This window comes from Pullulanibacillus camelliae, from assembly GCF_014642655.1.
Classification (GTDB): Bacteria; Bacillota; Bacilli; order Bacillales; family Sporolactobacillaceae; genus Pullulanibacillus; species Pullulanibacillus camelliae.
In genome coordinates, this window is sequence record NZ_BMIR01000014.1 from 35,385 (window position 1) to 60,137 (window position 24,753).

The window sequence follows — 24,753 nt, forward strand, 5'->3', positions numbered from 1 at the left end:
CCACCTTATATGACATAACGTTTATAAAAATAATTGTTAGCATATCTTGCTTCGTCCATTGCGTGGTTCCAGTCATCAATCGGGTTTCCGTTATCATCCCGAACATACATACCAATTTCCTTTATAAACGAATAATGATCATATTTATCCGTTTCTACCAAAAAGAACTGTTTATTAGTGATGGAATTTTGGAAACGTTCTATACCCACTTCAATTCCTCCGCCTTGCCTCTTGGCGTCTTGTGCGTTATTATCCGCCCTGCTCGTCTGTATATTTATCTTGTGGAGTTCTTCTCTCAAAGACTTACATGCAGGGTCAACAAAAACCTCGGAATATCGCATTTGATATTTATCAATACACCATTCTATGAATTTTTTAATCTCAGTGGCATAAGTACTCATAGCCTTTACTTGCCCTGTTTCTTTACCAGAATGATAATAATTCGCCACTCTGTTTAATCTAAACGTATCTTTATATCGAGTGACAATATTACAACTGCAGCTGGTCGCATCTGACTGACCACCATCAGCAACGAAATACATCTCATATGGTTTTCCTAACAATGTTGGAATCTGATTAACCGAAGGGTTAAACATCGAATAAATAACACCCTCAGGCATGACTCGCTTTCCATACCAGTCACGATCAAGAAGATAAGGATTCTTTTTCAATGTTTCATAGATTTCTTCTTTTCGTTCTTCGCTGATAATCGGGTTATCCTGTATCGTCCAATGTGTCCAGCGTGTATTTTGTACGTCAAACACCTCGGATATAACTGGATGATTCGGTGCAGGAGGGTTTAAATCAGCAATGTGAAACCTGTCTTGCGCTGCCATGGTTCGTCTGAAACACTCTTGAATAAATGACATATGCAGTAGGTTTATCTCACCAAACGCAACGGAACCTAACGACATACCAGTTATAGCACCAACGCTATTCGCTTTGGCTCCACCTTTGTAATAAATCTTCTTAACGCCTTTTGGTGTGTGGATCTCCAAATGGTCCCCGTGTTCATCATGCTTAATCTTCCCTAGATCTCCGAATATGTGCATTAATCCAGTACCGTCACCATCCATAAACAAACGAAAAGCCTGCTCTTGGTTATAAGCAGACACTAAGTGGTTTTGGTCTCTGGAAAAACTGTATAAGTAAGCTAAGCGAAAATGAACACCTGTTGTCTTTCCTGAACGAGGTGTCCCTTCGTGTACTTCTAAACCAACATCAAAAGGGGCTTTAACTATCTTCTTTTGTTTTGGTGATAGTATTATTTTCTTAGTCATCAGAAGTCACCGTATCAATAAGAGTTTCAAGCAATGAAGTATCCTTTTTCTCTCCTTGGATAAGTTTGGTGCGTTCAATAATAAACTCTGTTTCTTTCTTAGTCTTTTCTATGCTTGCTTGCATTCTTTTAATTTCTAGTAATCTAATATCATCTTCACTAGCCATCTCGTTAAACTGTTTTAACATGCTACGGAGTTCGCCCATGGCTCGACTTTGAGAATTTAAAAAATTCGCCTGTTTATCCCAAGCGAATTGAATTTCCCATTCATTCTTTTCTGTGTCAAAACTGTCACCAGACGATGACTCGGTTTTCTTGACCTCTTTGGTCATATCCCATTTATCTTCTACGAACATGATTTGTTGCGCCCTCATAATAGATGCAAATTGCATTTTTATATTCATCCAAAGTATATCTAAAGGCGTAATGTTATCGATTTCGTTTACAATGTCTAATGTTTCCTTCGGCAAATATTTAGCAAACAATCCATGAGTAGTTGCGTTTTGGTTTCCTTTAGGTGCTGCCCCTCCACGATTACCCTTGGCGTTTATATTACCCTTTGGAGCACCCTTCTTTTTTGTGTGCACACCTTTTTCTTTGGGTGCACCCCTTTCCCTATTCCAACCATATCGCTTTTTCCATGATTTAACTGTGTTGATTGATACCTCATACTTTTCAGCGATATCTTTGTATTTCATGCCTTTTACATAATCTTTTTCAGCAAGCACATATTTTTCGGCCATTCTACATCACCTGCCACCTCCATATTTTGTGTTTGTTTTGGAGCAAAAGAAAAAGCACCTGTTAAGGTGCTAAAAATTATGACTCTAAAATCCTATTGATTTTATCCGCAGATAAGTTACTATCGTACCTATCACTGATGCTTTTCCAAGTATCAAGCATTCTTCGATACTTACTCAAAGTTGAATGGTGTGTATTATAATCGGGGTTTTTGCCTTCTCCCCACAATTCCTCAAATCTTTCTAATTTATGCATAAAAAATCGTGCGTAAACCATATATCGGGTTTCGTCATTGCCATCAAAACCTTTAAATTTCAACTTTTCAGGATCAACTTTTTCCTTTTCTTTTTTATCCAAACCCCTATAAGAAAAATTTAAACTTCGATACATTTGAAGAATATCAATAACTTCCTCACTTATTTCCTCTGGAAGATCATCCAACACCCACTCAATAAGGTCATCATAATTTTGTTTATAACCTTGTAACAATATTTCCTTATTTAATTCATAATCATTTTGATTATCAGGATCTAAAACTCCTAAAATACTGTACTGATTTATTAACAATAATCTTTCTACTTTACTTAATTCCATACTTCCAACCCTCCATTGTCGTGTTAATTATCAACATTCGACAGAAAAGAGGATAATCCTGCAATAAAATATAAAAAGCACCGTCGACTACGCTGCTTCGGATTACTCCTACTCATTTCGCCGCTGATAGGTGCTTTATTATCATTCGACCGGGCTAACCCCGATCCCTTAAATTGTGGCTCCGAAAGGAGACAGTGCCTCCCCGTCCAGCCTTCCATGGTATAACCATATCATAAAAAATCAATCTAAAAGTGCCTTAAAGGTGCCTTTATTAATTCTCGAACTCACTTTCTTGATCCAGTCATAGCTGTAGCCTAATTCATCCGCAATCTCAATCAACGATTTACCCTGCATTCGAAGATAAGCCACCTTATAATCCAGACCCTCAAACTCGCTGATCTTCTCTTCCATCTGACGCTTGGCCAGTTCTTTTTCATTCATAACTTTATACAACGGTTCTAATGATTTATCTATGCCATTGATCCGACTCACGATCTCATTCAGTGGAAATGGTTCATAACTTGATGAGACGCGTTCTTTTGAGTAATCTACAGTACTCGCTCCGCTTGGTGCATTAGCAAACATCATTCGTCTTAGGTGCTCACGTTCCCTTTCTAGGCTTGATATGCGAATATCTAAAATATCTATTTCACGACATAAGTCCATGTAAGTATTTGTTGTCACTGCTACTCCCATAAGAACGCCCCCTAATATTGTTTAAATGCCCCGCCCTTGGCTCTTTTGTACCTTGGCATGTTTATGTTCATGAGTTCCTTCAAATCCCTATCAGATAGCTTTTCTGTGCGTTTCCGCTTAGGTTTCTTCTTTTTCATGTCATCACTCCAAAATAAAAAGGACACCTAATAAGCGCATTTCTGCGTCTTACTAAGTGCCCTCCGTTTTTCGGTTAGGCTAATTATTTTTTAGTGTTTTAATTATAATACAAAATGCAGCTATAATAGCAAAAGGAACACGTATTGATCCATAGAATGTCCATAAGTTTAAAATGTTTGTTTTAGCCACCAATGCCATCAAAGCCATTAAAAATAATATCACCATCCAAGTTCTCGATTGAAAAATCGTTTTTCCGTATGATCCCACTGCTGATAACGCCCCAACTAATGTGGATCCTGCTACACCAATCACAATGATTCCAATCAATATAGAATGCATTTTACCAAAATAGGCCAGCAATCCTATTAAACACATATAAAATGCGAAAATGAGACTTGATAATATAAATGGACTAATTGAATATCCCGTTGAAATGCGCCTTTGCCATATTTGTTGATCGACAATCGGCCCCGATATAAGGATAAGTGATGACCATATTGCCCAATGAATGTCCTCGGTGTTTGAATGTGTGATAATATGATGCTCTCCACCGAGTAAAATAACAAGAATAGCAATCCCAATAACGAAGATAAACTGAAGAGATCCCATAACTATTGAACCTTTGAAACCCTTTGTCAAGATAATTAAGAACAGTATTATTGAAAAAACAATCCCTAAAAAGTCCGGCAACCCTAGCATGCCAATCCCTTGATTGATGGCTGTTAAATTAACGAGAATCGAAAAAAACTGGATAAAAAGAATCAATATCCTATATATAGGTATAAACGTCTTGGGGAGCAGGTCAGATATAAATCGAGCATTATCGACTTTTTTCGTGATGAATCCAAAAATCAAAAGAGCTATAGAATTAGCTAATGCCCATATGAAATAAGCTAGAAATCCCTTTTGTTGAAAGACTTGCATCCCTACAATGACCGAAACGCCCCATGCCCAAGTCGATGCTAGAGATAAGCCTATGATAAAGGGATGCCGATTTTTGGAAAAATTAAAGTTATCCAAGGGTCGATACCTCAGGGAATTCATCCACTAACTTTTGATAGAGTTCAGGGTGATTGAATTTTAAATCTGCCACACGCCCCAAATGAGCATTAAATACACCGCTCCAATTACTGATTCTCACTTTTTCCCTAGATCCTTTATAAAGGTCACGATCATATTCGGGATGATAAGGAATATCTCGACTTACAATATAAGCCCAAATATCTCTCCCTGACCAACCAAGTAGAGGATTAGCCACCCACATTTTGTCTCTTTTCCTGAAAAAAAGATGCCCATAAGACTTCGCCATCTTAATCCTTGATGCACTTTCATCTGCCCGAACCCCTTGAAAATAACCATCTTTTTGATTTTCTTTGGCATATTTCTCAAATGGCTCGATCATACACTTTTTTGTGACGATGGTTTTATCAGCATTACGATGTATACCAGGGATACCATATTTGTGATAGATTTCGAACATGGTCATTTCTGGGTAGATCACTGTTAAATTGATTGGATATTTTGATTTAATGACCTCGATATAGTCATAAGTTTCCGGTAGTTCCGCCTCTAATCCTCTATCTGACCAGACAAAATCAATATCTGGTGCTATTTGCAACAGCAAATGCATTAAAACTATGGAATCCTTCCCAAATGAGATAGAAGCATAAGGATTTTTCATTTCTTTCAACGCTTTATTTATAATGTCAAAACTCAATTTTACTTTCTTTTGAAAGGCTGGCAGTCGACTATGAAGCATATAAGTTTCAATTTCCTCATTTTTCAATCCGCACCACCCCGCAGCCCATTGATGTTTTACTTCCCATGCCAGACCATTCGGCAAAATGCACCAAAGTCGAAAATTGACTCTTGAATGTTTCATTGCCAATGGCGCGCAATCGTATCTTACCATTTAATGTCATGATCGGTTTCCAATCAGCAATCTTTAAGCTTTTAGTAACCGTATTAGCATAGGACAATTTAATAAATGGCTTATTAGGGCGATAATCTTTGTCATGTAAACGGGCTATATGCATATCTATTTTATCTGGAAATAAACTATTCCACTTATCCTTTACAGAATTTAACAATTTTGTTGGATCAGCAATAGGTGTAATGATGCCATGGATGCTATTAATTAAATGATGAATCGATAATGTGACATCATTGATTGTTGGAAGTTGCATTAATGAGCGACTATCCATCTGATCAACAATTTCCACTCCATCCATGTTTAAGAATAGGGACTCTGTCGCAATATCTAGCGCGATGACTAGATCGGGCAGTTGCAGACTAAATGGATTATACTTATCATTACTATGAATTAATGTGGCCAAAGGAGGACTTTGTTTATTAATCATTGATAAAACTGCTCCATACATTTGTTTGCCGTCCTCAAATTTGATCGGTAATCGCGCTTTTAACAAGGTAATCTCTCCTAACATTGGGAATTAAGCAAATACTTTGATTGTCTTTCAACCAATAAGGGGGTTTTAGTCCATAAGACCTGACTTGATATACTTCTTTATTTGGCAATTCACCATTAAAAGGTGTTGGGCGCATAATGCCATAAGGACCTTTTTCCGTCCAATCCTCTTCGACAGGTCGTATTGTCCATGACTTAATGTGACCATAGCCTTGACTGCTTTTCTTACCTATATTTGTGATATATTTTGTTAGCAGTCTATCAATCTCAATAGGGTCACCCATTGCATAAAATTCAATCGACGGAATCACCCGAATGGTTTGCGGCATGCGATAAGCTTTATATTCTCCTGATTTTGTATTTATTGTACCACGTTTACCATTAAAATCGACATATCTCTCAGCTCTATCGCCATTTAAATGACGATGCCAATATTCTATGGATTCGCTGACTTGGATATAAAATCCTGATGATGCAGCCCAATGGTCCTCTCGCCATTCTAAGGGGAGATCAGGCTCAATGAGCCCGTCCCTCATAATATCTCCATTGTAAAGCCTATCTGGTTCGTTTTCTTTCATCCATGCATAGGCGATTAAACTATCCAAATTAAATAGCCCATCAGCTGAATTCACTCGACCGTCTAAAAGTTCTGCTGTTATCTTTAGGGGTTTCATTTCACTTCACCTGCTAATAATTTTGTGAATGCCTCTTTGTTGTCAATGACATATTGATCATAAAGTTCTTTAAGATGATCATCATATACGCGCTTAGCCTGCTCAGCCTTTGCTTCGAGACTGATATATTCTTGTCCGACTTGCATAAAGGGCTCCCTGCCATCTTCTGTGACAAGGTCTATCTGAGCTGAGACTAAACCAAAGCCTTTCCCAGACATACCACCGAGATAGGGTTGTTTTTGCCACTCAAAGATTGATGAAACAAAAGCACCGAGTTCAACCTCTTCGCAAATTATATCCCACCGATGCCAAAGTTTTGCTCCCGCCGCTAAGTATTCTACACCGTAGCGCATTTGGGTTGCAGGACCATCCTTTTTAGCTTTAGATTTTTGGGTTTCTCCCTCCAATAGTTCCTTTTCATCCTGACTTATTAAAAATTGATCAGATAAATTAACGTTTTTGATATCATCTTTTCGAGTAAATTCTAAAACATTCGTCATATGTCTCCAGCTATAATCCGATTTTTGGATATAACTTGGAAGGATACTGTTTGTCTCTCTACAGATAGGGTAAACAAAGGTTTGTTTAAGCTTACCATCTAGTATTTGATTCCCTACTCCACCACCGAAAATGGAAACGAAGGGCAATGCCTGGCGGATGGCTTTAGCTTGGTCTAAATCTAGTGATTGAGCACCACCGATAGACCCACCACTGAACAACAAATGAAAAGCTTTAAGCGGTATCTGAATGGCTAGTTTATCGAGAAGATACCGTGCACCGCAGTCTCTTAACATCCCTCTCAATGCATTCCCTGTGTAGACAAAGACTTCTTCAGGTTTGCCATCATTAACCACTGTTGTCGTATTCAAAAAGCTTTGAGTGGACTCACTTTCCCCTATATGCGATAAAGGCTGTAGCAATGTATAGATAGTTTCCAAACGATAATGTTTCATTCCACGATCTCTCCCTCGATAATAGATTCTAAATTTTGTTCAATAGGTTTCTCATCTTCAAGGCGCGCTCTTACCAACATGACCGCCCGCGCTGTTTCTTTATATAACTGATACAAAATCGCTTCATCTTGACCGCCTTCTATGACCTCCGTCAAAAACTGACGCTTCTTTTCTTGTTCGCCTGGCACAATAATGTTCCCATTAGCATCCTGGAAACCGGTGATCGTTTGCTCACCTGCTTCGCACCATTTGGGGTTAATGGTTTCACACGCCATTTTTCGCTTGAACGCTTCTAAAAAAGTTCCAATTGTAGTTGCTCGCTTTGCTGCGACTTTGGTGAATCGTTCGATTTGTCCCCACATGTCGACGCCACTCGGTCCTCTTTTTTTATTCCTGCTTCGATAGACGGCGTAGATGAGTAATGCGGCTGCACCTGCCTCTTGATTTTGAGTTCTGAATCCATAAAACATGCAATTTCCTCCCATTCTTCTAATTTTTGGGCCACAAACATCACAACATCCAATAATCCAGTACCCCGATATGGCTTGATTCTGTTTTCAAAGGCTTCCCATTCCTCGATTCCAAAATCCAAAATGCGTTTTTGGCTATATTGACCCGTCAAAATTTCCGTTTTTGTAAATCCATATAGAAAATGTTCTATAAGATTTAATAGATTGGTAAACTTAACCCGATCGACTGTTACTGGCGTTTCTTCATACTGCACTGAAAAGATGTCTCGGCTATAATTAACTATTGCTTTCATGATGAGATGCTTCTTTTGACTCACCGCACACATGGCTAAAAAGGGGGGCTCTGGTGGATCTAATAGCCATTCGCGTAGTTCCTTGCGATTCGTGATGTACAATTTATCTGCCGCGATAAGTGAGAACATTCGTACGCCTATTCGTGCCTTTTTATTTGTCAGGACCGAGAATGCACAGGCGGAACATATATGAGTGCCTTGTGGATTATTAGCCTGATTCCAGTCGGTAAATACTGAGGAAAAAGCTTTTTTTATCTTTATCCCTTGAGTCATTGGGTCGCCACATAAAAAGCAATTTCCGTTAGTTTCCTCCATATCATTGGTTTTCATAGGATCCTGAAATTCAATTTCTCTCACCAACTCATTGCCTTTTGCGTCTTTCGTATTATGGATGATTTTAGGTGTATTTTTCCATGCTTTATAGAGTAAATGTGATGGATACAAGCTATCACCTACCTCATTTTTAATATCTGTATACTGCGATGTTTATGATCCCAGTCAATATAACCGTGTTTTTTTAGTTGTGTCAGATGATAATGGACGTTACTGATACCAAGACCATTTGATATCTCAATCAACAGAGGGGATTGATGATATTTCTTCTGATAACGACGAATAAATTGTAAGACGCGTAATCGCCTTGGCGTAAGTTCACTTTTCCAGCTTTTAGGTATTGAAAAACGATCTAAAATATGGTTTGCTCTGCGACGCCCAACCCCAATCCTTTTTGCCATTTCCTCGATACCCACCCCTTGGTCAATGTACATGACTTGGATATCCCTTTTGGAAAATATACATCGACCTATAGCTATCTCATCATTAGGATGTGGCTCTCTTTTGCGATCAACAAAACGATTAAGCCTCTGTGCCATTGCATCACAACTTCCTTTTGATCGTGGTTTCTATACGATCTACTTGGCCGCCCATTGTAATTATTACAACCGTCTCTCCATACTCTGGGAGCTCATGTTTAATCAAGCGACCGTCTTTAACCACGTATAATTTTTTGGAATCCATCAAATCAATCGTCGCTTTCATTTGCTCTTCCATCGCCCAGCCCCCTTATGTGTTTTATAATTGGTTTGCAATATCAATTTGGAGCCTTTGTATTGGAGCCTAGTGGGAGCTAGGCTCTTTTGTTTTATAGTAATGAACCATCCATTATTAAAATTTCTGTCTCATTACTCTCTAAAATTTCAATGACCTCATCAAAATCCATTAAATTTCCTTTCTCATCCCTCGATTGCGCAAATCTAGCAGAAGCATAATAATCAGGGACCAATTTACAATCCTCTAACAAGATTTCAAATTCACTTTCATCACCAGCAACGACCTCAATATACTTTTTAACTGCTTCTTCACCACTTCTAGCTTTAATCAATGCATAATATGGTTCCGATATTTCATAAAATTTCATCACTTCATCCTCCTTTAGAATATCCATCTGATAATTGGTGGTAATATCAAGAACAGAATCATGCATGAATAGACAATTTTCTGGTGCCTTAACATAGAATTCCAAATATGCTCTTCATACCAAGCTGAAAGTCTTTCAAACTGCTTGGCTAACCTATCCGCTATTTTCGAGATGAACATATCACTTCATCCCCTTTTTAGCTTCACGTGCTTCCTCACGAATGACTTTCCGCTGCCACTCGACACTGCCGATCACCGGTTCCTTTTTACTCACTGAGCACACCTCCCAAGCGTTATTGCCAAGCCAAAGAAAAATGCCATTCTCCACATCATTAACTCAAGATGTAACCTTGCCCTCTCGTTCACAACCAACCACACCTTTCGATATGAGATCATCAACTACTGTGAGATAATCTAAGGGTGCTCCGTTTCCTGTTTTAACTAATTGTGCATAGACTTCAATATCATCTAATGGTATCGACTTCCTACCGCCGTTCTGTGCGTCTCTGATGTATTTCTGAAGCATCTGGTTAGGAATAAGATAAACGCTGTTTGTCACCCTCATTTCGAGTAGTACAAAGCATATAGCTCCTTGGTATTCAGCACTGTTTAAGAACTGAACTTGTCCACTTGTAATCATGTCTAAGGGGAACCGCTTCTCTTTTGTTGTCTTAGCTTCGAACTGGATTGAATAACCTTTGTATACTCCGTCATAGTCCACTGTGCTCTTTGAATCGAATACGCATATATTTTGTCCTATCCTTGTTTTGCTGATGATTTTCATAGGTGTGGGCCGCTTGTTAATTACAGCTCGTTTCTGATTGCTATAGATCTTGTTGGTGTAGTTCACTAGATTTTCAAATGTCATACCACGCTTTCCGTAGGAGGCCATCAATAACCACTCTCCTGACGTTGGTGATTCAGCTTGTTTTTCTGCATATAGGCTTCTTCAACTTGGTCCCATGTGAATCCAAACATTCCGCCAAGTCCTAAAAGCCAAGACATTAATTTTTCGTAAAACGAACAATCCTCAGCAATAAAAGTTAATTCTGATATAAAGTGATATAACATCTTAAATTGTTCTCTTATATCTCTTTCAGTTCTAATAGGGAAATTCTTTTCAATATCTGTATCCATTTCGTTTCCAATACTCAATCCAAAGTGAAGGCAATCCGCGTACTCTTCAAGGAGTGGGTTAGTTAATTTTTGTCTTGGACCATGTTCATTTTCTCCGTTCACAAAGTAAATTTCTGTATGATTAATTCTAGGCTCCCGATCCTTTCTCCAAAACTTAAACCCGCGCCATTCATTCGCACACTCCCCTAATTCCGTCTGAAGAGCGAGTATCTTATCCGCAAGCCTATCCTCACCCTCTTGTCTCGGGTGCTCCTGTTCTATGTGATCATCAAGTCCTCTCTGTATCTCGTACAACTCTGCTAGATTCATCTTTTTTCTCCCTTTGGTCTTTGATCTTTATGAGCAAGAACATAAGTTTCACCGCTCATTTGTATGACTGTTGGCAAACCGTTTCTTGGGCCACCTTGCTTAACCTTGCTAACTGTAACAACAGGACGGTATCTGTCCCCTTTTTGACGGGTTTTCATGCGTCATCACCTACTTCCTCATGGCATCAAATGCCCGTTTCCGCAGGTGCGCCGGCAGCCCGTCTACCATGATGACCTCCACCGTCCTAAATTTTTGGCCACATTCCGAACACCGTTGATTCCGCAACACTTTATATCCCTCAGTCTCTTTGTTAATGGACATCTTTTTATGGCAGACAGGACATATCATGTGGCATCACCTTCTAGGGCTTCTTCTAGTATTGTGATTGTTTCCTTATTGTTCCAAATACACTTATCTAATGCTTTTTGAATTGCCTGCCGCAGTCGGAAGTTTTCATTTGCAAAGTCCTGAGAAATTTTATTGTAACGACTAGAATTCCTACTTATTTTTTCATTTTCTCGATCAAGTGACTTAGATTTGTTTTTATAAAAAACAAGATCATTGGAGAGATGTTCATTTTTGTATTTCAACGACTCAATCAATTGCCGTTGCTCTTCAACCGTTTGTATGAGCCAGTCAGTATGTTCTTCATAGAACAAGGTATTTAAGATATCTGTCACCATATCTTGATCTGCACATGCGCTCGATGATTCAAATCTGCTATAAGCTTCATTTGCTCTATCATGTATTTCCTTGATTTCCTCCAACCTATCCATTCACTCACCCCTCCACTAAGTCAAAGAGACTTAATTGACTCATTTGTTCTGCAGCTATCGGATTTATCCAAAGACATTCCTTTTTCTTTGCTCCTGCCTCTGCTGACACTATTCGTTCTTCAACGTGCCAGCTGCTCAAATATTTTTGATAAAGTGGATTATCATATCCCGATAAAAGCACAGGCCCTTCATGATCCATTAAGACCTCAATTAAATCCATATGGCCATGTTCATCCATTTCAAAAGCATAATGTCTATTTGTCCGGGTTGATCTTACATAAGGTGGATCAGCATAAATAAGTACGTTCTCTCTGTTATATCTTTGAATGAGTTGAAGAGCATCTTGATTCTCTATTTGTGCCGATTTTAATCTGTCTGTTACCGAAAGAATGATCTCTGGTAGATCACTCCATTGTCTTGTTTTATTGGGACTGTTTGCTGATATTGATGCTCTCCAACCAGTAATGTCTGAAGTCTTAGCCCCTATCGCTTGCCAACACCTAATAAGGAACCGCCGCGCATCTTCCAAAGGATCCGGAGACGTTTCATAACTCCCCCTGTATTCCTCTCTTGATAACGGAGTAAAAGCAACTAACCGCGCTAGATCTATTGGATTATCTCGAATCACACGAAAGAGGTTAACAACCCTGCTATCTATGTCATTAATGGTTTCAATTTTGACTGGTTGTTTATTAAAGAACACCGCTCCTGATCCAAAGTATGGTTCCAGGTATACTTCATGATGTGGCATATGTTCGATAATCCAATTTGCCAATCCCCACTTGCTACCTGGATAATTTAAAATTCGTTTCACCCTCTCACCCCTTCTCCGCTTTCTTTACGGATTGCGAATTATTTACTTACAAATTTCTTTAACGATTTGTTTCGTGTTTAGATAACGAATTAATTAATTGCTGTTGTTTTTCGATTGTCTCAAGCATTTCCTTCACTGTATGTCTATCAAAGAACCAATCCCAATCTTCTGCTCGTTCTAATTGATTCTTCCACTCTTCTAGTTTGTCCATAATTTCCTCTCCTTTCCCTCAGAACGGTAAATCATCATCATTAATCTCAATCGGCTTACCCTCATCTGCGAACGGGTCCTCGTAGCCCTGACCGCCCGAATTTGACGCGTTTGATAGGTTGCTAGACTCATTGCCCCTGTTTTGGTTTCCACTCGAATTTGAGCCGTTTTTGGGCTTCACAGGAAAATCGAAATCTGAAACATTAACCTCGGTAACTTTTACTTTTGTTCCATCGTCCTTTTCCCATGTCCTAGTCTGCAATGTACCGGAAATTCCGAAATGTTCACCTTTCTTGATGTATTCATCCATGAGTTCGCCTGTCTTTCCCCATGCCACAAAATCAACGAAGTCTGCGTCATAATCACCGTTAGCATTTTTAAATTTCCGTTGGACTGCTATGGAGCCGTTAGCCACCGCCTTGCCATTTGGTGTATAACGGAGTTCTAAATCGCGCGTTGCCCGTCCAGTTAAATTAACGTTATTCAATTGCTATCACCCACTAACTCAGGATCCTCGTATATGTTGCCGATGACTTCGCATTTATCAAATCCCGCATAGCATAACCTTACAGGTTTATCATCTAGTGAAATCGCATCCCAATACCCTTTTTCGTTAAAAATAACTTGATACTTGCGCTTAAATTTTTGAGTTTTTAGTTTGTGTTCAGCTTCTAAAACGTCCCCTTCATAAATCTCCTTGCCGTTCTTGTCTTTAAGGCCTGTGTATTGCATAACTTCAATATCTCCTGGCTGAATCTGAAGGTGTATGTCTTTTTGATCGATAATGTCGTATCCTTTTACCGTTGCCCATATACCGCCGTTCATGATTGTTTTTAAATGTAAATGCAAAACCTCATACATTCTTCTTCGGTTTTTAACCCACGCCCTAAACTTAATCTCTCTCATCCTCTACCTCCTAATCCTTATAAACAATCGCGTGCATAAAACCTAATCCGTTTTCCCTTTGCTTTATCTTCCCTAGCTCTGCCTGATCCATAATGAGTATCACTACTTCGATAAGAGAGCGACCAAAGAAGCGTGCTATCTTGAAGATGTCTGTACCGTTATTCCACATCATTCTGAACTGCTTTACTTGGTCCTCATCCCATTGGAAGTCGTAATCCTCAAGGCAGGTATGGATGTTCCGTCTCTCATGTTTCATGTGGAGTTTTTCGATACCTTTTATTGCTCTATTATCGATATTTAAGTCATTCACCAGAAAACATCCTTGCTCTCTTTTGGGCCTGTTCAAAACGATAACTAGTCGCTTTGTTTTCTACGATGACCGATGTCTCCATAATCCGGTCGAAAGTTCTGTCGCTCACTCTGTCAGCTATCTGGTCAATCTCGAGATTCGAGGTGTACATGATAGGAAGCTCCTTGCGATAACGGCCATCGATAACCCGAAACATAACATCCTCTACCCACTCCGATAACTTTTCGGCGCCTATGTCATCGAGGATGAGCAAGTCACATGTGAGCAACGCCTTCATGATCTGCGCCTCAGTATCTCGGCTACTTTTGTTGAAGGTGCTCTTTATCCTACCAAGAAGTTCTGGAACACTCTGAAAGACCACTGTATAGCCTTGTCGGTGAAGTTTGTTAGCGATGGCCGAAGCTATATGTGTCTTACCGTTCCCTGGCGATCCCCACACAAGCAAGGACTGTTGCCCCCACTTCTTGAACTCACGCACATATCGATGTGCTAGTTTAATAACTTTCTCTGTACCAGGACGAGGGAGGATGTTTTCGAGAGTTGCTTCCTCAAATCGCTTGCCCAGATTGGATATCCCAAACAGTCTCTCGGTCTCATGCTTTTGTCTAAGATCAGCAGCCGCATCAATCTTTTTCTTTTCCTCTCGCCACTCACAACCACACTTAGGTTGGACAGTTCTCTTACGTCCAAACACGTTGACCTCAATTGGTTCTACTACTCGTCCACAGTAAGGACACTTATAGGGAGAGGCTTCTAAGACTACCTCGTTTTGGCTCACTATCTGTTCGATGGTTTTGTTTATGGCCTCCATGTTTTACCTCCTTCCGAGCTTGACTCCTCTTGTAATGATCTAAAATGTATGGGTAACAGTATCTAAACGATGTAATACGCTTACCCGGATATTTACTGTTACGACGATCAAAGTCATTAAAGCAACTGGTTAATAGTTTCATAGCTTGGTCAACTGGTACTTTATCCAATATGTCTTTTACAGCATCAATATCTTCTAGTGTGGGAAATTCATCTTTACCAGTTCTAATTTTCCTCAAATCAGCATAATGATCTAATAGCTTATCCACTGGAGTATGTGATATTTCTGCATCAACTCCGACCAGTTGATGATCACCACTTGATGGGTCGGGATACAACGTCCCGTCACTTTCTCCATCCGGTTCATTTGTAGTAGTAGTAGTAGTAAAATCATTATTAAGACATTCTTTATCATTCTTGTTTATATCCACGAGGTGTTCCCTAGGTGTTACCTTACTGTTACCCTCTACTTGTTTCGCTTGGTATGATTCCCACTGTATAAGGGTTATGAGTGTATACTGTCTGTTACCCTTACCTCTATCTATGGAGATCATTGACTGTTTCACTAACCAATCTAATATTGTAGATACTGTTTTTGGATTAGGTTCCTTCCACTTAACCCCTTCATACCATCCGACAGCTTTTGCGATATCTCTTACAGAAGTTAAATGCTGACCTGGTTGTATATTTAAAAACGTTCCGTCTCTCATCGGGATCTTAGCTTGCTGATGATTGACTTTGTACTTGAGGTACTGCCAAATCCTATGATAGAGAGGTGGCATCATCCATATATCACTGTCCAGTTCTTTTCTATAATCCTTGATGTAACCCGACAATTGGATATCACCCCTTATTTCCTCTCACATATCGCTTTCATGCCTTTTATCTTCACTAATTTAAACTCCGGATAACTCTTGGATAGATAACCTTCCACATACTTTTTAAAGAGCTCCCCACGTCTCTGATAGCCTTCTGTGAGACTGATATAGACGTGAGGGATATTTATTGTTTGATTCATTGTTCTGGTTGATTTTCATAGTCCTGTGGATTAGAAATCTCTACATCAATATAATCATCGTCGTACACTGACTTTGCTTCTTCGGTAATGTCTTTTCTAACCACTTCATCTTGTGCGGCCTGTTGTTGAATCTCGATGGAGATAGGTAGGTACTTCCACATGCGCCGGATAACTGTCTTTTTAGCCATTTCCTCATAATCTGTTTTCCAAGGACCATTATTCGAAGCTTTGGAACGCTGTCTAATTTTCTCGATGTCTCCTTTACCCATAACTTCTATATGAAAGCCACCATCTTTGTATTTAGCCACACCGTAAGCCGCTTTAAATGCTCCTCGATCGCCATCAAGCAAAGGTTTATGAACCAATTTAGGATCTAGTCCAAACTCATATTCAAATTCATCGTTTTCATAAACCACTTGAGCATAAATACTTTCAATATGTCCCGAGCGTCTAGCAAGGTCTATCATGCCTTTATATCCGATGATGAACTGCGCTTGATTTCCGTACGGAATGATATAGCAGTGGCCGATTAAGCCGGGTTCAAGACCTAACTGCGCCGCTTGCATGACCGCTCCTAGCAAAGAAGGGATTTCACATTGAAGTAATTTTGGTGTCTGCCGTATGGTCGTTAAAGCGATTCTGGCCATCCGATCCGGGTCCATGTGTTTCGGCAGCGCCTTTTCGATTTGTGGCCCCATCTTTTTGAGATAAGCCGCGATGGTGTTGGCAGGATTGGTTGCTGGCGCTTGTTGTTGGCGATTTGCCAGTTGGTTTTTAACATCTTGATTTGTTGCCATTTATTTGGCCTCCTTTATGGTGAAACGACGTGATTTCGATGGTTTAATGTATCTTTCGTATATATCGGGTTGTTCAGCTTTCAGCCGCTTAGTGTCGATGCGATTCGAAACATATGTCTTCCACCTGATAACGTGATTTGAAGCGAGACCCGTCTCAAATTCGCCGAGCATCTGCTTGAGTTTGTTCTCATATTCTTTTTTCAATGCTTCGCGCTCGTCAATCTCCGTTTTGACTTGTTCGAGCGCTTCAATGAGCTTGTCCGCTTCATCCGGAAGTTCGGTCTCGCTGTCCGGCTCAGACTCCGGATACATGGATTTCAGAAGTTTTTCAGACGCTTCTGAACCATCAATTTCCGGGGGTATTCTCGGAACCACGTGAGCGTTCCAGAACTCTTCCTCAGCTTCAATAAGCATTTGGATGATCTCTTCATCACGCTCAATCTTTTTGTACCGAAACTTATTTCCGCCGATCAGTACGGCGATCCACCAAGCTTCATAACCGGTTACGGCCATATAGTGTTGACATTGAAGGAGATAAGATGTCGGGACCTCATCGCCCTCCCACTCGTCTTTCATGTATTCCGAAGCCGTCTTACACTCAAGTCCAACCTTTTCGCCTACAATCAATCTATCAACGTTTGCAAGCATCCACGGGTAATCGGGGTGTTGCAGGATAGCATTGCGATTTCGGACTTTCTTGCCGGTTCTTTTTGAAAATTCTCGGGCAACAACCTCTTCCAAAATGTTTCCGAAGTACATCGCTTCGTTTTCCGGGACTGCCGGAGCTTCGCCGATCTTGTCCATGTAAACTTGGATCGGGGAACGCCACTTATTTAATCCGAGAATAGCGCCGACATCAGATCCACCGATGCCTTTTTTTCGAGCCTTTAACCATTCTTGATGATTTAGATCACTTGTGGGTGTAAAGACAATTGCTGACTCAGGCATGCTGTAAGCCCCTTTCTTTATTCAATTTCATGTATTGGTTCAACTGCTGACGTGTTTTAAACCGAAACTTTGGCAGCCCGCGTTTATCAAAAACGATTTCACCGCCGACTTGTGAGAGTCGCCATTGGTCGAAGCGTTGGGGGCTGTATGGGATCTCTATGGGTTTCATGGTGCATCACCTTTCAAAAGTTCTGGGTTCTCATAAATGTTGCCGATTATATTCATTTCTTCAGATAAAAACTCGTACAAATCGTAGAGTTTATCTTCATCACGAAAAACCAAATATCGCCCTAACAGTTCATCCCAGTAAACTCTTCCAGACACATTTCCTTCCTGCGTGTTGTAAAGAACAACAATATCCCCTTCATAAATCTCCTTATCGTTCTTGTCCTTTAAACCTGTGTATTGCATGAGGACAACACTCCCGAATCCTTCTTCATCAATATGCGATTGTTCGTCGATTGTTTTTCCTTTGTCATTAACATATCGATAACGCACAAGGGTGTGTTGCACAGCGCTGAATATAATCCCAGTGACTTTTACCATATTCTTTTCGTTTCTATCCCAAGCACGAAACTTAATCTCTCTCATCCCTAACCTCCTTGATTCTTTGGGAGGTTCTTGTTAAATTAAAAGTAGATCTATAAACAAGAACCTCCGATCGACTGTTCCCGCAGTCGATTTTTTCATGCCCCGCGCCAGTCAGCACCGATATAGCGCATTAAACACGGGTAATCTGCAAACCAGTAACCATCCATATAGATGTACTCATATCCCTCGACGATCTCCTCACCGCATCCACAAGCACAGTTGTCGATGACTTTTGATTCCGGGATCGGCGCGAGCACCATCGGGTTTTCGATGGTTTGTTGCATGTTATCACCTCCTTAAAACTGTTGGACTGGATAACTTATGAAACTTTCCTTGGAATCCAATGACCAACGTATTGAATAGCTTGATTGAGTTCCTTTCTTTTAACATCTTTATAAGAAGAAACACCGAAACGGTCTTTAATCTCACGATAAAGTTCTTTGAACAATCGACTTGCTTCATGTTTATCTTCAGTGAAATGGTAAACACGTTTGGCGACTTCCTTTTGAAGCCTTCTTTGTTCACCATGATCAAGTGTGATTTGTTCCTCAATCTTTCCATCAAGCTCCAAAAGCTTTTTAGAATGCTGTGCAGTAATTGACTTTAATTCTTCCGTTTCTTCTGCAACCATTGTCGAAAGTTTCATGGCTGCGATTAAGGATTGCTTTTCATCCATCGGAACTACATTTTGTTGAAGCTTTTCACGCATTTCGTGAAACTTTTTAATGTATTTTTCCTTAAATTTCATTGCCTCTTTGCCTGTATAGCCCATAACTAAAAGTGTGAACCCTTGTTCAGTCATGATGACTTTTGAATATTCACGACCTCGATCATTCGTATATGTTGACTCTCCAAAATTGGAGAGTGAAAATTCCTTTGAACATTCAAGCTCACGAATGTCGCGTAATACTTTGTCGTGACTTTTCCCAAATGTTTCGGCGACAATCAAACTATCAGTTGCCGGTCGCCCATTGTTGACAAAAACTAAATCTTCCATGTTTAACCTCCTAAAGTTTAATAACCGTCGTGGCGTGACCATCACATGTATTGTGGCGCCGCTCATATCATCGCGTGCTCCGCTCGGTTGAGTGCTTAGTCGCACTGTGAGAGACACATTGCTTTGTACCTCTCACAGCAAGACCGAGCTTGCTGTTTCTACCCGTGCATGGTAAAATTAATTTGAATTTATTGCCGTGAGTTAGTATTAAGCTGTCACTTTTCCCGAAGTGATAGCTTTTCTTTTGTCCTCAGTCGCCATATAAGCCCGAGCGTTATCTCTCACTTCACTAGCCTTTAACACTGGCGTTACGAACCAAACAAATTTACCCATGAATATGTACCTCCAATATGACTTTTTTGATCTCTACTAATCCGCGTTGATCAAGATCGCTTAATATTTGCATAAATTTGTCATGGTCATCTTTTTTTGTCATCAACTCATTCAATCTCCTTGAATATTGCTCAATCTCTCTTTGGCTGACGTGGAGAAGAAATCTATTTTTGTTGACGATAGCCATGTTTGCCCTGCTATTTGCATCCTCTATGCGTTCAAGCAGTTCGACCGCCTCTTTTAAGTCTCCTGGAAGCACTTTGTTTTCTATGCTCATATACCGATTGCCTCCCTCTGAATCTCATCCATTTTTGAAACGGTATTGATTACGACCTCATCCGCTAACGCTTCTCTTATCCAGCGATATCTAATGTCTTCAATGTCAACATCCAAATTAATTCTTATTGACTCCAACACACATTCAGCAGCTTGATCAGTGTCTAATATTTCTTCCGCAAGACGTTGAATGTCATTGACGAGATACTCGTCTAAACGTTGATGTGGTCTTAACTGTGTACTTATCGACAAAAGCTTTTCCGCCGCCTCTATGCCTTGCTTAGCTTGCTCTATGTAATTCACAAGCTGATTAGGAAGCGATTGGAGCAACCTTGGATCAGTTGGCGGTAAACCATATCCATAGGCGTGTAAGATAGCCTTGTGCGCCGTCCTATCCTCCGTTACCTTGCACCATTCAAGTGCATCCTCTAGGTTAATCTGCTTAACACCTGCCTCAATATAAGCAATCCTGTATGGTGTGGTACCCAATGCATCAGCAAGTGCCTTTTTCGTACGCATGTTCTCATTTGTAGAACGCTCACGCGCGATCTTTAAGATCGTTGGTATCGCTGATCCTCCATATAAAGTTGTATGATTGTCCATGTTTGGTTACACGTTCCCCTTTCTCTCAAATTACTAGATTGGTATGATCTAGTTAGTTTTTATTAAATTTGCCTTAACTTACTGGCATATTTTTTACGCATGTTAATGTTGTCACGCCATTGAATAAGTTGATTTTTCGATATGATAACTCGATTACCCAGACGTTTAGCTGGGTAAAAATCCGGCATATGAGTAAATTCCAACATTTTATTACGACCAATATTCAAAAATTTAGCAGCCTGTTCAATAGATAAAGTTTCATCTTCACGTTCGACTTTTGCTTTAATCTCTCTGATTTCATCAATCAGCGGAGTAATGGCTTCTCGAACAATTTCTCGAAGTTGGTCTTCGATGGTCATAGTGTCGTGTCACCCCCTTATGCAGTTGTATTTAACTTTACGTGGAATTTTTCTTCAAAAAAAATTGATGCAGATACACCTAAAACACTTGAAATCTTTTGCAATTCACTTGTTGTGATTGGTCTTTTTCCAGACTCTTTCATGTTATAACCTGAAACACTAAGATTTAATGCTTTGGCAACAAATGTTTGGGAAATGCCTTTCGATTTTCTAAAGGCCTTTATTTTCTCATGTAATTCCAATTAATCACCACCCTTTTTTCCACGTTACGTGAACCTTATATGCTTATTATATATTCACGTTACGTGGATGTCAACACCAAATTTAACTTTTTGTGTATTTTATTTAACGATTCGTGAATTATTGTTATTATTAAACTCAATAGGAAATGTAAATTAGGGGAAATTAATATGAGCCTTGGAAAAAGGTTAAAAAGGGAAAGAGAAAAGAAAAACTGGTCTCAAAAATATGTAGCTGATAAGTTAGGTATTACAAATACTGTTTTATCAAACTATGAAAGAGATTATAGAGACCCAGATACAGACACTTTAAAAAAAATATCTGATCTTTATGATGTTTCCACCGACTACCTCTTAGGAAGAACTGAAGAATCGGCTCCGAAAGAATCAATTATCAAAGAAGATAATAGTAATTTTTTCTTTTTCGACAAAGAAGGTTTAACCGAAGAAGAGCAGGAGCTTCTCGAACAATCATATAATTTGATGAGAGAACGTGCTAGAAAACGCGCTGAGGCAAGGAAAAAGAAAAAGTGACATCACGACATGCATAAACAACGCATGTCACTCTTTTACATTATCAAATCCATTTTTATACTTATATGTTTGGTGTTTACTCGAAAGAGTTTACATATACAAATTTTCAAGGGGGATTTAAACGTTGTCTAAAGAGAAAGTAAAAAAATCTATCTTTAAGAGATGGTGGTTTTGGGTAATTGTTATAATTGTTGTAATTATAATCGGTGTTAATTTGGGCGGCGGGTCTGATGATAAATCAACATCCGCATCTACAACTACTAAATCAAGTGATAATAGTAAATCGAAGGATGTACCCAAAAAAGAAACTAAGAAGCCAACTAAAAAATCCAATGAAAAAGTTATTGGAATTGGTGATCCAGCCAAGATTGCTGATGTAACATTTACTGTTAACAAAGTTGAAACATCAACAGAGTTAAAATCAGATAATGAATTTGTTGATCCAGCTAAGGCTAGTGGCAAATTCGTCATTCTGCATGTCACTATCAAAAACGAAAAGAAAAAAGCCATTAGTATCGATAGCAGCTTTTTCAAAATCATGACCAATGATGGGACAACCTATGATCCTAGCGACGATGGAGATGTATTAATGGTCATCCCCGAAAAACAGCAATTATTCCTCGAACAAATAAATCCTGGAATAACTAAAACTGGAACTATAGTATTTGACGTTGCTAAAGACCTAGATTTATCAAAAGCACATGTCGAAGCACAGACGGGATTTTGGGGAACTGAGAAGGTAAAAATCAATTTAAAATAATTATATAGCCCTTAATTGGGCTATTATTTAACACTTCAAAAGAACATATATTCGCAAAATATTATTATTTTTGGGAGGCGATTGCCATGCAAGGTTATATACCAACAACTTTAGAAAAGTGGATATCAGACCGTTTTATCCAAAAAGGTATTTTCTATCCATGGGAACTTACTCCAAAACAAATTGCTGGAGCATTTGATATTGATTTTGATGCTGATTTCTCTCCTGCTTTTTCCTCAGAAGAATTTGGAGAACCGTTTATAGTGGTGGACAAGCGAACTTCTCAAGAAATGCAAAAAGAACAATTCTTTCATGAACTCGGTCACATACTCCGACATGATGGTGATCAACGAGATGAAAATATGCCCGAATCCTTTCGTATGATGCAGGAAGCCGATGCACATTTGTTCACTTTATATGCCGCTATTCCTTATCATATGCTAGATTTTAGTGCTAACAATACAATTGAAAGTATCATAGAGAGATTTAATGTCTCAAATGAAATCGCTAAAAATAGAGTCCTAGGCATAAAACGTAAATTATATTATCAAAGACCAATCAAACAAAACAAACCAATTAATTTACAAAGATTCCATCCAAATCAATATTCAAAAGAGACTCAGAAGATTCTGCAACAGTTAAAGAATCAAACGGGGGTATCGTGGTTATGAAAAATATTTTATATGTGAATTTTGAATCTGATGGTTCTGAACGGCCAATATGGTTAGTGATCAATTTTGATTTAGATGGCATACCTTGGTCGCAGAAAAGGATTGATATTAATGTCTCCAGGTATACCACAGAAAATGTTTCTGACTTAATGGATGATGTTATAGGTACTCCAGTCTTTATGAGGGAACTTACATTGTCTCGGATATATGGAAAACACATTGGTATAAACTTGGAGTCTTTACAAAGCCGATTATGGTCAGAGCAAACGGACCCTTCAATAGTAGAGCGATTAATTTTATTGGTTAGTGACATTGCAGAAATTATCTCAATAGACGAGGAGATGTTTTTATGAAAATACCTAAAATTGAGCAACGCGGAGACATTTACTCTCTTAGAATTAGCTATAAAGAAGCTGGCGAGTATAAACAAGTGCGCATTTCAAATCGATCCAAAACCGCTTTAAAAAGAGAATATTTACGGATTATAAAAGAACTACAAGACGGAAGTTATGTAAAAATAGAAGAGATGTCAATGGAGGATATGCTTACGAAATGGTTAGAACATAAACGTCGTAATGTCGCAATGGGCACTTATATCCATTATAGATCATACGTAAATAATCATCTTATCCCTCACTTTGGTCATATTAACGTCAACGAAATGAAGCCCTCTTATATTCAGGAATTTTATGATCAACTTATCGAGGATGAAGTGCTTTCTAATCAATCCATCGTACATTTACACAGAACGCTTAATAATGCCTTTAAAAAGGCGATTGAGTGGGAGTGGGCTATAAAAAATCCTGCTAACGTTATAAAGCCTCCTAAGCCCGAAAAATATGAAATGAAAACTTGGGATGAATTCGAAGTCCAAGAATTTTTAAAAATTTCTCAGGATGATCGATTTTATATAGTATACCTATTAGCTCTTACAACAGGGATGAGAAAGGGGGAAATTTTAGGATTAAGATGGCAGGATATTGATATTAATAATCAAATATTATCAGTGCGGCAAGCCATTACGCGTGAAAGGGTCGGAGGATATGGAGTGGGTAAATTAAAGACTGATAAAAGTTACAGGAGCATTTCATTGTTTGATCATGTAATAAAGGAACTAACGGAGTACCGCTCATTGCAGCGTAAATATATTATGAAACACCGCAAAACATTTAATGATCAAGGTTTTGTCATAGCTGATCTTAACGGCTCATTTATATGGCCTAGAAATTTGGATAGACATTGGTATGATCTTTTACAAAAATCCGCATTAAAAAAAATTAGGTTCCATGAAATGCGACACACTCATGCCACGCTCTTATTAAAACAGGGTGTCCATCCGAAAGTGGTACAAGAAAGATTAGGACATTCATCTATTAATATTACATTAGATACTTATTCTCATGTTATCCCAAATATACAAAAGGCAGCAGCGGAACAATTTGGCGTCCAACTTTTTGGTGATAGACAATCAAAATAATTACCCATTCTGACCAAATTCTGACCAAATTTATTTCCAATAAAATTATTCAGTTTAAAAATCATTGATATATCAAGGTTTTAAGTGGCGGCCCCGAGAGGATTCGAACCTCCGACGCATGGTTTAGGAAACCAACGCTCTATCCCCTGAGCTACGGGGCCTTGTCAAACGACACATTAACCATTATACAAAAATAATC

Annotated in this window: 41 protein-coding genes and 1 tRNA gene; 5 read left to right on the forward strand and 37 right to left on the reverse strand. The window is 39.1% G+C overall.

The genetic code is table 11. The annotated features are described in order from the left end of the window. Positions 1–5 precede the first annotated feature (5 nt). The 36 genes from IEW82_RS13760 to IEW82_RS13930 all read right to left on the reverse strand — a co-directional run bounded on the left by IEW82_RS13760 (position 6) and on the right by IEW82_RS13930 (position 21,115). On the reverse strand, positions 6–1,280 hold the full coding sequence (locus IEW82_RS13760) for a PBSX family phage terminase large subunit (RefSeq protein WP_188695386.1): 1,275 nt from the start codon (positions 1,278–1,280) through the stop codon (positions 6–8). Then, positions 1,273–2,022: a phage terminase small subunit gene (gene terS, locus IEW82_RS13765; RefSeq protein ID WP_188695388.1), complete on the reverse strand. Its 750-nt coding sequence runs from the start codon at positions 2,020–2,022 to the stop codon at positions 1,273–1,275. The genes IEW82_RS13760 and terS overlap by 8 nt, the downstream gene beginning before the upstream one ends. Positions 2,023–2,098: 76 nt before the next feature. After that, complete coding sequence (locus IEW82_RS13770) at positions 2,099–2,614, reverse strand: YfbU family protein (RefSeq protein WP_188695391.1); 516 nt, start codon at positions 2,612–2,614, stop codon at positions 2,099–2,101. 240 nt (positions 2,615–2,854) lie between these two features. Next, complete coding sequence (locus IEW82_RS13775) at positions 2,855–3,310, reverse strand: hypothetical protein (RefSeq protein WP_188695393.1); 456 nt, start codon at positions 3,308–3,310, stop codon at positions 2,855–2,857. A gap of 216 nt (positions 3,311–3,526) precedes the next feature. Further along, positions 3,527–4,468, reverse strand: coding sequence for an SLC5/6 family protein (locus tag IEW82_RS13780; RefSeq protein WP_188695396.1), 942 nt, complete (start codon positions 4,466–4,468; stop codon positions 3,527–3,529). Further along, a complete protein-coding gene (locus IEW82_RS13785) occupies positions 4,461–5,234 on the reverse strand; it encodes a phosphoadenosine phosphosulfate reductase family protein (RefSeq protein WP_188695399.1) in 774 nt (257 codons plus the stop codon). Before IEW82_RS13785 ends, IEW82_RS13780 begins: the two co-directional genes overlap by 8 nt. Beyond that, the gene (gene cas6 / locus IEW82_RS13790) at positions 5,224–5,874 is read right to left on the reverse strand and encodes a CRISPR system precrRNA processing endoribonuclease RAMP protein Cas6 (protein WP_188695402.1); all 651 of its coding nucleotides are present in this window, start codon (positions 5,872–5,874) and stop codon (positions 5,224–5,226) included. Before cas6 ends, IEW82_RS13785 begins: the two co-directional genes overlap by 11 nt. After that, positions 5,843–6,547, reverse strand: coding sequence for a Csf3-related protein (locus IEW82_RS13795; protein WP_188695404.1), 705 nt, complete (start codon positions 6,545–6,547; stop codon positions 5,843–5,845). Before IEW82_RS13795 ends, cas6 begins: the two co-directional genes overlap by 32 nt. After that, positions 6,544–7,500 (reverse strand): hypothetical protein, encoded by a 957-nt coding sequence (locus tag IEW82_RS13800; RefSeq protein ID WP_188695406.1) that lies wholly within the window; start codon positions 7,498–7,500, stop codon positions 6,544–6,546. The genes IEW82_RS13795 and IEW82_RS13800 overlap by 4 nt, the downstream gene beginning before the upstream one ends. Continuing rightward, entirely contained in the window at positions 7,497–7,862 is a 366-nt protein-coding gene (locus IEW82_RS13805; RefSeq protein WP_188695409.1) for a hypothetical protein, read from the reverse strand. Before IEW82_RS13805 ends, IEW82_RS13800 begins: the two co-directional genes overlap by 4 nt. After that, positions 7,793–8,707 carry a hypothetical protein gene (locus IEW82_RS13810; RefSeq protein WP_188695412.1) on the reverse strand — a complete coding sequence of 305 codons (915 nt, stop codon included), beginning with the start codon at positions 8,705–8,707 and terminating at the stop codon, positions 7,793–7,795. The genes IEW82_RS13805 and IEW82_RS13810 overlap by 70 nt, the downstream gene beginning before the upstream one ends. Before the next feature lie 8 nt (positions 8,708–8,715). Further along, the gene (locus IEW82_RS13815) at positions 8,716–9,135 is read right to left on the reverse strand and encodes a LexA family protein (protein WP_188695415.1); all 420 of its coding nucleotides are present in this window, start codon (positions 9,133–9,135) and stop codon (positions 8,716–8,718) included. Between the two features lie 4 nt (positions 9,136–9,139). Beyond that, positions 9,140–9,313, reverse strand: coding sequence for a DUF3954 domain-containing protein (locus IEW82_RS13820; protein WP_188695418.1), 174 nt, complete (start codon positions 9,311–9,313; stop codon positions 9,140–9,142). A 91-nt stretch (positions 9,314–9,404) separates the two neighbouring features. Beyond that, positions 9,405–9,680 carry a YosH family protein gene (locus IEW82_RS13825; protein ID WP_188695423.1) on the reverse strand — a complete coding sequence of 92 codons (276 nt, stop codon included), beginning with the start codon at positions 9,678–9,680 and terminating at the stop codon, positions 9,405–9,407. A 336-nt stretch (positions 9,681–10,016) separates the two neighbouring features. After that, positions 10,017–10,571, reverse strand: coding sequence for a Holliday junction resolvase RecU (locus IEW82_RS13830; protein ID WP_188695601.1), 555 nt, complete (start codon positions 10,569–10,571; stop codon positions 10,017–10,019). Further along, on the reverse strand, positions 10,571–11,125 hold the full coding sequence (locus tag IEW82_RS13835) for a dUTP diphosphatase (protein ID WP_188695425.1): 555 nt from the start codon (positions 11,123–11,125) through the stop codon (positions 10,571–10,573). Before IEW82_RS13835 ends, IEW82_RS13830 begins: the two co-directional genes overlap by 1 nt. Next, entirely contained in the window at positions 11,122–11,283 is a 162-nt protein-coding gene (locus tag IEW82_RS13840) for a hypothetical protein (protein WP_188695429.1), read from the reverse strand. Before IEW82_RS13840 ends, IEW82_RS13835 begins: the two co-directional genes overlap by 4 nt. A gap of 186 nt (positions 11,284–11,469) precedes the next feature. Next, positions 11,470–11,901 (reverse strand): hypothetical protein, encoded by a 432-nt coding sequence (locus IEW82_RS13845; RefSeq protein ID WP_188695431.1) that lies wholly within the window; start codon positions 11,899–11,901, stop codon positions 11,470–11,472. Between the two features lie 4 nt (positions 11,902–11,905). Next, positions 11,906–12,715, reverse strand: coding sequence for a DNA adenine methylase (locus IEW82_RS13850; protein ID WP_188695435.1), 810 nt, complete (start codon positions 12,713–12,715; stop codon positions 11,906–11,908). Positions 12,716–12,773: 58 nt separating this feature from the next. Then, a complete protein-coding gene (locus tag IEW82_RS13855) occupies positions 12,774–12,926 on the reverse strand; it encodes a hypothetical protein (protein ID WP_188695438.1) in 153 nt (50 codons plus the stop codon). Positions 12,927–12,944: 18 nt separating this feature from the next. Then, positions 12,945–13,412 (reverse strand): single-stranded DNA-binding protein, encoded by a 468-nt coding sequence (locus tag IEW82_RS13860; RefSeq protein WP_188695440.1) that lies wholly within the window; start codon positions 13,410–13,412, stop codon positions 12,945–12,947. Further along, entirely contained in the window at positions 13,409–13,831 is a 423-nt protein-coding gene (locus IEW82_RS13865; RefSeq protein ID WP_188695443.1) for a YopX family phage-derived protein, read from the reverse strand. The genes IEW82_RS13860 and IEW82_RS13865 overlap by 4 nt, the downstream gene beginning before the upstream one ends. Positions 13,832–13,841: 10 nt before the next feature. Continuing rightward, the gene (locus tag IEW82_RS13870) at positions 13,842–14,141 is read right to left on the reverse strand and encodes a helix-turn-helix domain-containing protein (RefSeq protein ID WP_188695447.1); all 300 of its coding nucleotides are present in this window, start codon (positions 14,139–14,141) and stop codon (positions 13,842–13,844) included. Continuing rightward, positions 14,134–14,952, reverse strand: a complete 819-nt coding sequence (locus IEW82_RS13875) for an ATP-binding protein (protein ID WP_188695450.1) — start codon at positions 14,950–14,952, stop codon at positions 14,134–14,136. The genes IEW82_RS13870 and IEW82_RS13875 overlap by 8 nt, the downstream gene beginning before the upstream one ends. After that, complete coding sequence (locus IEW82_RS13880; RefSeq protein ID WP_188695453.1) at positions 14,879–15,787, reverse strand: hypothetical protein; 909 nt, start codon at positions 15,785–15,787, stop codon at positions 14,879–14,881. Before IEW82_RS13880 ends, IEW82_RS13875 begins: the two co-directional genes overlap by 74 nt. Positions 15,788–15,965: 178 nt before the next feature. Beyond that, positions 15,966–16,766 (reverse strand): recombination protein RecT, encoded by an 801-nt coding sequence (recT, locus tag IEW82_RS13885; protein ID WP_188695456.1) that lies wholly within the window; start codon positions 16,764–16,766, stop codon positions 15,966–15,968. Next, positions 16,767–17,714 (reverse strand): YqaJ viral recombinase family nuclease, encoded by a 948-nt coding sequence (locus IEW82_RS13890; protein WP_188695459.1) that lies wholly within the window; start codon positions 17,712–17,714, stop codon positions 16,767–16,769. It abuts the gene before it with no gap. Further along, positions 17,707–17,883, reverse strand: a complete 177-nt coding sequence (locus IEW82_RS13895; protein WP_188695462.1) for a YjzJ family protein — start codon at positions 17,881–17,883, stop codon at positions 17,707–17,709. Before IEW82_RS13895 ends, IEW82_RS13890 begins: the two co-directional genes overlap by 8 nt. Then, the gene (locus IEW82_RS13900; protein ID WP_188695465.1) at positions 17,880–18,305 is read right to left on the reverse strand and encodes a YopX family phage-derived protein; all 426 of its coding nucleotides are present in this window, start codon (positions 18,303–18,305) and stop codon (positions 17,880–17,882) included. The genes IEW82_RS13895 and IEW82_RS13900 overlap by 4 nt, the downstream gene beginning before the upstream one ends. A 95-nt stretch (positions 18,306–18,400) precedes the next feature. Next, positions 18,401–18,589: a hypothetical protein gene (locus IEW82_RS13905; RefSeq protein ID WP_188695470.1), complete on the reverse strand. Its 189-nt coding sequence runs from the start codon at positions 18,587–18,589 to the stop codon at positions 18,401–18,403. Between the two features lie 35 nt (positions 18,590–18,624). Further along, positions 18,625–19,302 carry a Rha family transcriptional regulator gene (locus IEW82_RS13910; protein WP_188695473.1) on the reverse strand — a complete coding sequence of 226 codons (678 nt, stop codon included), beginning with the start codon at positions 19,300–19,302 and terminating at the stop codon, positions 18,625–18,627. A gap of 207 nt (positions 19,303–19,509) precedes the next feature. Next, positions 19,510–19,635, reverse strand: a complete 126-nt coding sequence (locus IEW82_RS20235) for a hypothetical protein (protein ID WP_268237373.1) — start codon at positions 19,633–19,635, stop codon at positions 19,510–19,512. Beyond that, positions 19,628–19,912 carry a hypothetical protein gene (locus tag IEW82_RS13915; RefSeq protein WP_188695476.1) on the reverse strand — a complete coding sequence of 95 codons (285 nt, stop codon included), beginning with the start codon at positions 19,910–19,912 and terminating at the stop codon, positions 19,628–19,630. Before IEW82_RS13915 ends, IEW82_RS20235 begins: the two co-directional genes overlap by 8 nt. Continuing rightward, positions 19,909–20,514 (reverse strand): hypothetical protein, encoded by a 606-nt coding sequence (locus IEW82_RS13920; protein WP_188695479.1) that lies wholly within the window; start codon positions 20,512–20,514, stop codon positions 19,909–19,911. The genes IEW82_RS13915 and IEW82_RS13920 overlap by 4 nt, the downstream gene beginning before the upstream one ends. A gap of 62 nt (positions 20,515–20,576) precedes the next feature. Next, positions 20,577–20,873: a hypothetical protein gene (locus IEW82_RS13925; protein WP_188695482.1), complete on the reverse strand. Its 297-nt coding sequence runs from the start codon at positions 20,871–20,873 to the stop codon at positions 20,577–20,579. Positions 20,874–20,890: 17 nt separating this feature from the next. Beyond that, positions 20,891–21,115, reverse strand: coding sequence for a helix-turn-helix domain-containing protein (locus IEW82_RS13930; RefSeq protein ID WP_188695485.1), 225 nt, complete (start codon positions 21,113–21,115; stop codon positions 20,891–20,893). Positions 21,116–21,283: 168 nt separating this feature from the next. On the opposite strand from IEW82_RS13930, the gene IEW82_RS20320 reads away from it, so the two are divergent. From IEW82_RS20320 to IEW82_RS13955, 5 genes are all read left to right on the forward strand, one after another. Beyond that, on the forward strand, positions 21,284–21,646 hold the full coding sequence (locus tag IEW82_RS20320) for a helix-turn-helix domain-containing protein (protein WP_188695487.1): 363 nt from the start codon (positions 21,284–21,286) through the stop codon (positions 21,644–21,646). Positions 21,647–21,770: 124 nt separating this feature from the next. Continuing rightward, positions 21,771–22,406: a DUF4352 domain-containing protein gene (locus tag IEW82_RS13940; RefSeq protein WP_188695492.1), complete on the forward strand. Its 636-nt coding sequence runs from the start codon at positions 21,771–21,773 to the stop codon at positions 22,404–22,406. Positions 22,407–22,492: 86 nt separating this feature from the next. Beyond that, the gene (locus tag IEW82_RS13945) at positions 22,493–23,077 is read left to right on the forward strand and encodes an ImmA/IrrE family metallo-endopeptidase (RefSeq protein WP_188695495.1); all 585 of its coding nucleotides are present in this window, start codon (positions 22,493–22,495) and stop codon (positions 23,075–23,077) included. Next, on the forward strand, positions 23,074–23,430 hold the full coding sequence (locus tag IEW82_RS13950) for a hypothetical protein (protein ID WP_188695497.1): 357 nt from the start codon (positions 23,074–23,076) through the stop codon (positions 23,428–23,430). The genes IEW82_RS13945 and IEW82_RS13950 overlap by 4 nt, the downstream gene beginning before the upstream one ends. Further along, complete coding sequence (locus IEW82_RS13955; RefSeq protein WP_188695500.1) at positions 23,427–24,554, forward strand: tyrosine-type recombinase/integrase; 1,128 nt, start codon at positions 23,427–23,429, stop codon at positions 24,552–24,554. Before IEW82_RS13950 ends, IEW82_RS13955 begins: the two co-directional genes overlap by 4 nt. Before the next feature lie 85 nt (positions 24,555–24,639). Here IEW82_RS13955 and IEW82_RS13960 read toward each other — a convergent pair. Next, positions 24,640–24,715 (reverse strand) — tRNA-Arg (locus tag IEW82_RS13960). Positions 24,716–24,753: the final 38 nt, after the last annotated feature.

What these genes read in the sequence shown, in the direction of transcription:
- IEW82_RS13890 (WP_188695459.1), bottom strand. Translation starts at nt 17,714, where the DNA reads ATGCCTGAGTCAGCAATTGTCTTTACACCCACAAGTGATCTAAATCAT.
- IEW82_RS13805 (WP_188695409.1), bottom strand. Translation starts at nt 7,862, where the DNA reads ATGTGGGGACAAATCGAACGATTCACCAAAGTCGCAGCAAAGCGAGCA.
- IEW82_RS13925 (WP_188695482.1), bottom strand. Translation starts at nt 20,873, where the DNA reads ATGACCATCGAAGACCAACTTCGAGAAATTGTTCGAGAAGCCATTACT.
- IEW82_RS13915 (WP_188695476.1), bottom strand. Translation starts at nt 19,912, where the DNA reads ATGAGCATAGAAAACAAAGTGCTTCCAGGAGACTTAAAAGAGGCGGTC.
- IEW82_RS13815 (WP_188695415.1), bottom strand. Translation starts at nt 9,135, where the DNA reads ATGGCACAGAGGCTTAATCGTTTTGTTGATCGCAAAAGAGAGCCACAT.
- IEW82_RS13845 (WP_188695431.1), bottom strand. Translation starts at nt 11,901, where the DNA reads ATGGATAGGTTGGAGGAAATCAAGGAAATACATGATAGAGCAAATGAA.
- IEW82_RS20320 (WP_188695487.1), top strand. Translation starts at nt 21,284, where the DNA reads ATGAGCCTTGGAAAAAGGTTAAAAAGGGAAAGAGAAAAGAAAAACTGG.
- IEW82_RS13865 (WP_188695443.1), bottom strand. Translation starts at nt 13,831, where the DNA reads ATGAGAGAGATTAAGTTTAGGGCGTGGGTTAAAAACCGAAGAAGAATG.
- IEW82_RS13895 (WP_188695462.1), bottom strand. Translation starts at nt 17,883, where the DNA reads ATGAAACCCATAGAGATCCCATACAGCCCCCAACGCTTCGACCAATGG.
- IEW82_RS13955 (WP_188695500.1), top strand. Translation starts at nt 23,427, where the DNA reads ATGAAAATACCTAAAATTGAGCAACGCGGAGACATTTACTCTCTTAGA.
- IEW82_RS13875 (WP_188695450.1), bottom strand. Translation starts at nt 14,952, where the DNA reads ATGGAGGCCATAAACAAAACCATCGAACAGATAGTGAGCCAAAACGAG.
- terS (WP_188695388.1), bottom strand. Translation starts at nt 2,022, where the DNA reads ATGGCCGAAAAATATGTGCTTGCTGAAAAAGATTATGTAAAAGGCATG.
- IEW82_RS13905 (WP_188695470.1), bottom strand. Translation starts at nt 18,589, where the DNA reads ATGCAACAAACCATCGAAAACCCGATGGTGCTCGCGCCGATCCCGGAA.
- IEW82_RS13770 (WP_188695391.1), bottom strand. Translation starts at nt 2,614, where the DNA reads ATGGAATTAAGTAAAGTAGAAAGATTATTGTTAATAAATCAGTACAGT.
- IEW82_RS13950 (WP_188695497.1), top strand. Translation starts at nt 23,074, where the DNA reads ATGAAAAATATTTTATATGTGAATTTTGAATCTGATGGTTCTGAACGG.
- IEW82_RS13945 (WP_188695495.1), top strand. Translation starts at nt 22,493, where the DNA reads ATGCAAGGTTATATACCAACAACTTTAGAAAAGTGGATATCAGACCGT.
- IEW82_RS13775 (WP_188695393.1), bottom strand. Translation starts at nt 3,310, where the DNA reads ATGGGAGTAGCAGTGACAACAAATACTTACATGGACTTATGTCGTGAA.
- IEW82_RS13830 (WP_188695601.1), bottom strand. Translation starts at nt 10,571, where the DNA reads ATGGCCTCCTACGGAAAGCGTGGTATGACATTTGAAAATCTAGTGAAC.
- IEW82_RS13920 (WP_188695479.1), bottom strand. Translation starts at nt 20,514, where the DNA reads ATGGACAATCATACAACTTTATATGGAGGATCAGCGATACCAACGATC.
- IEW82_RS13835 (WP_188695425.1), bottom strand. Translation starts at nt 11,125, where the DNA reads ATGAATCTAGCAGAGTTGTACGAGATACAGAGAGGACTTGATGATCAC.
- recT (WP_188695456.1), bottom strand. Translation starts at nt 16,766, where the DNA reads ATGGCAACAAATCAAGATGTTAAAAACCAACTGGCAAATCGCCAACAA.
- IEW82_RS13840 (WP_188695429.1), bottom strand. Translation starts at nt 11,283, where the DNA reads ATGAAAACCCGTCAAAAAGGGGACAGATACCGTCCTGTTGTTACAGTT.
- IEW82_RS13820 (WP_188695418.1), bottom strand. Translation starts at nt 9,313, where the DNA reads ATGGAAGAGCAAATGAAAGCGACGATTGATTTGATGGATTCCAAAAAA.
- IEW82_RS13760 (WP_188695386.1), bottom strand. Translation starts at nt 1,280, where the DNA reads ATGACTAAGAAAATAATACTATCACCAAAACAAAAGAAGATAGTTAAA.
- IEW82_RS13910 (WP_188695473.1), bottom strand. Translation starts at nt 19,302, where the DNA reads ATGGAAGATTTAGTTTTTGTCAACAATGGGCGACCGGCAACTGATAGT.
- IEW82_RS13825 (WP_188695423.1), bottom strand. Translation starts at nt 9,680, where the DNA reads ATGAAATTTTATGAAATATCGGAACCATATTATGCATTGATTAAAGCT.
- IEW82_RS13855 (WP_188695438.1), bottom strand. Translation starts at nt 12,926, where the DNA reads ATGGACAAACTAGAAGAGTGGAAGAATCAATTAGAACGAGCAGAAGAT.
- IEW82_RS13900 (WP_188695465.1), bottom strand. Translation starts at nt 18,305, where the DNA reads ATGAGAGAGATTAAGTTTCGTGCTTGGGATAGAAACGAAAAGAATATG.
- IEW82_RS20235 (WP_268237373.1), bottom strand. Translation starts at nt 19,635, where the DNA reads ATGGGTAAATTTGTTTGGTTCGTAACGCCAGTGTTAAAGGCTAGTGAA.
- IEW82_RS13800 (WP_188695406.1), bottom strand. Translation starts at nt 7,500, where the DNA reads ATGAAACATTATCGTTTGGAAACTATCTATACATTGCTACAGCCTTTA.
- IEW82_RS13795 (WP_188695404.1), bottom strand. Translation starts at nt 6,547, where the DNA reads ATGAAACCCCTAAAGATAACAGCAGAACTTTTAGACGGTCGAGTGAAT.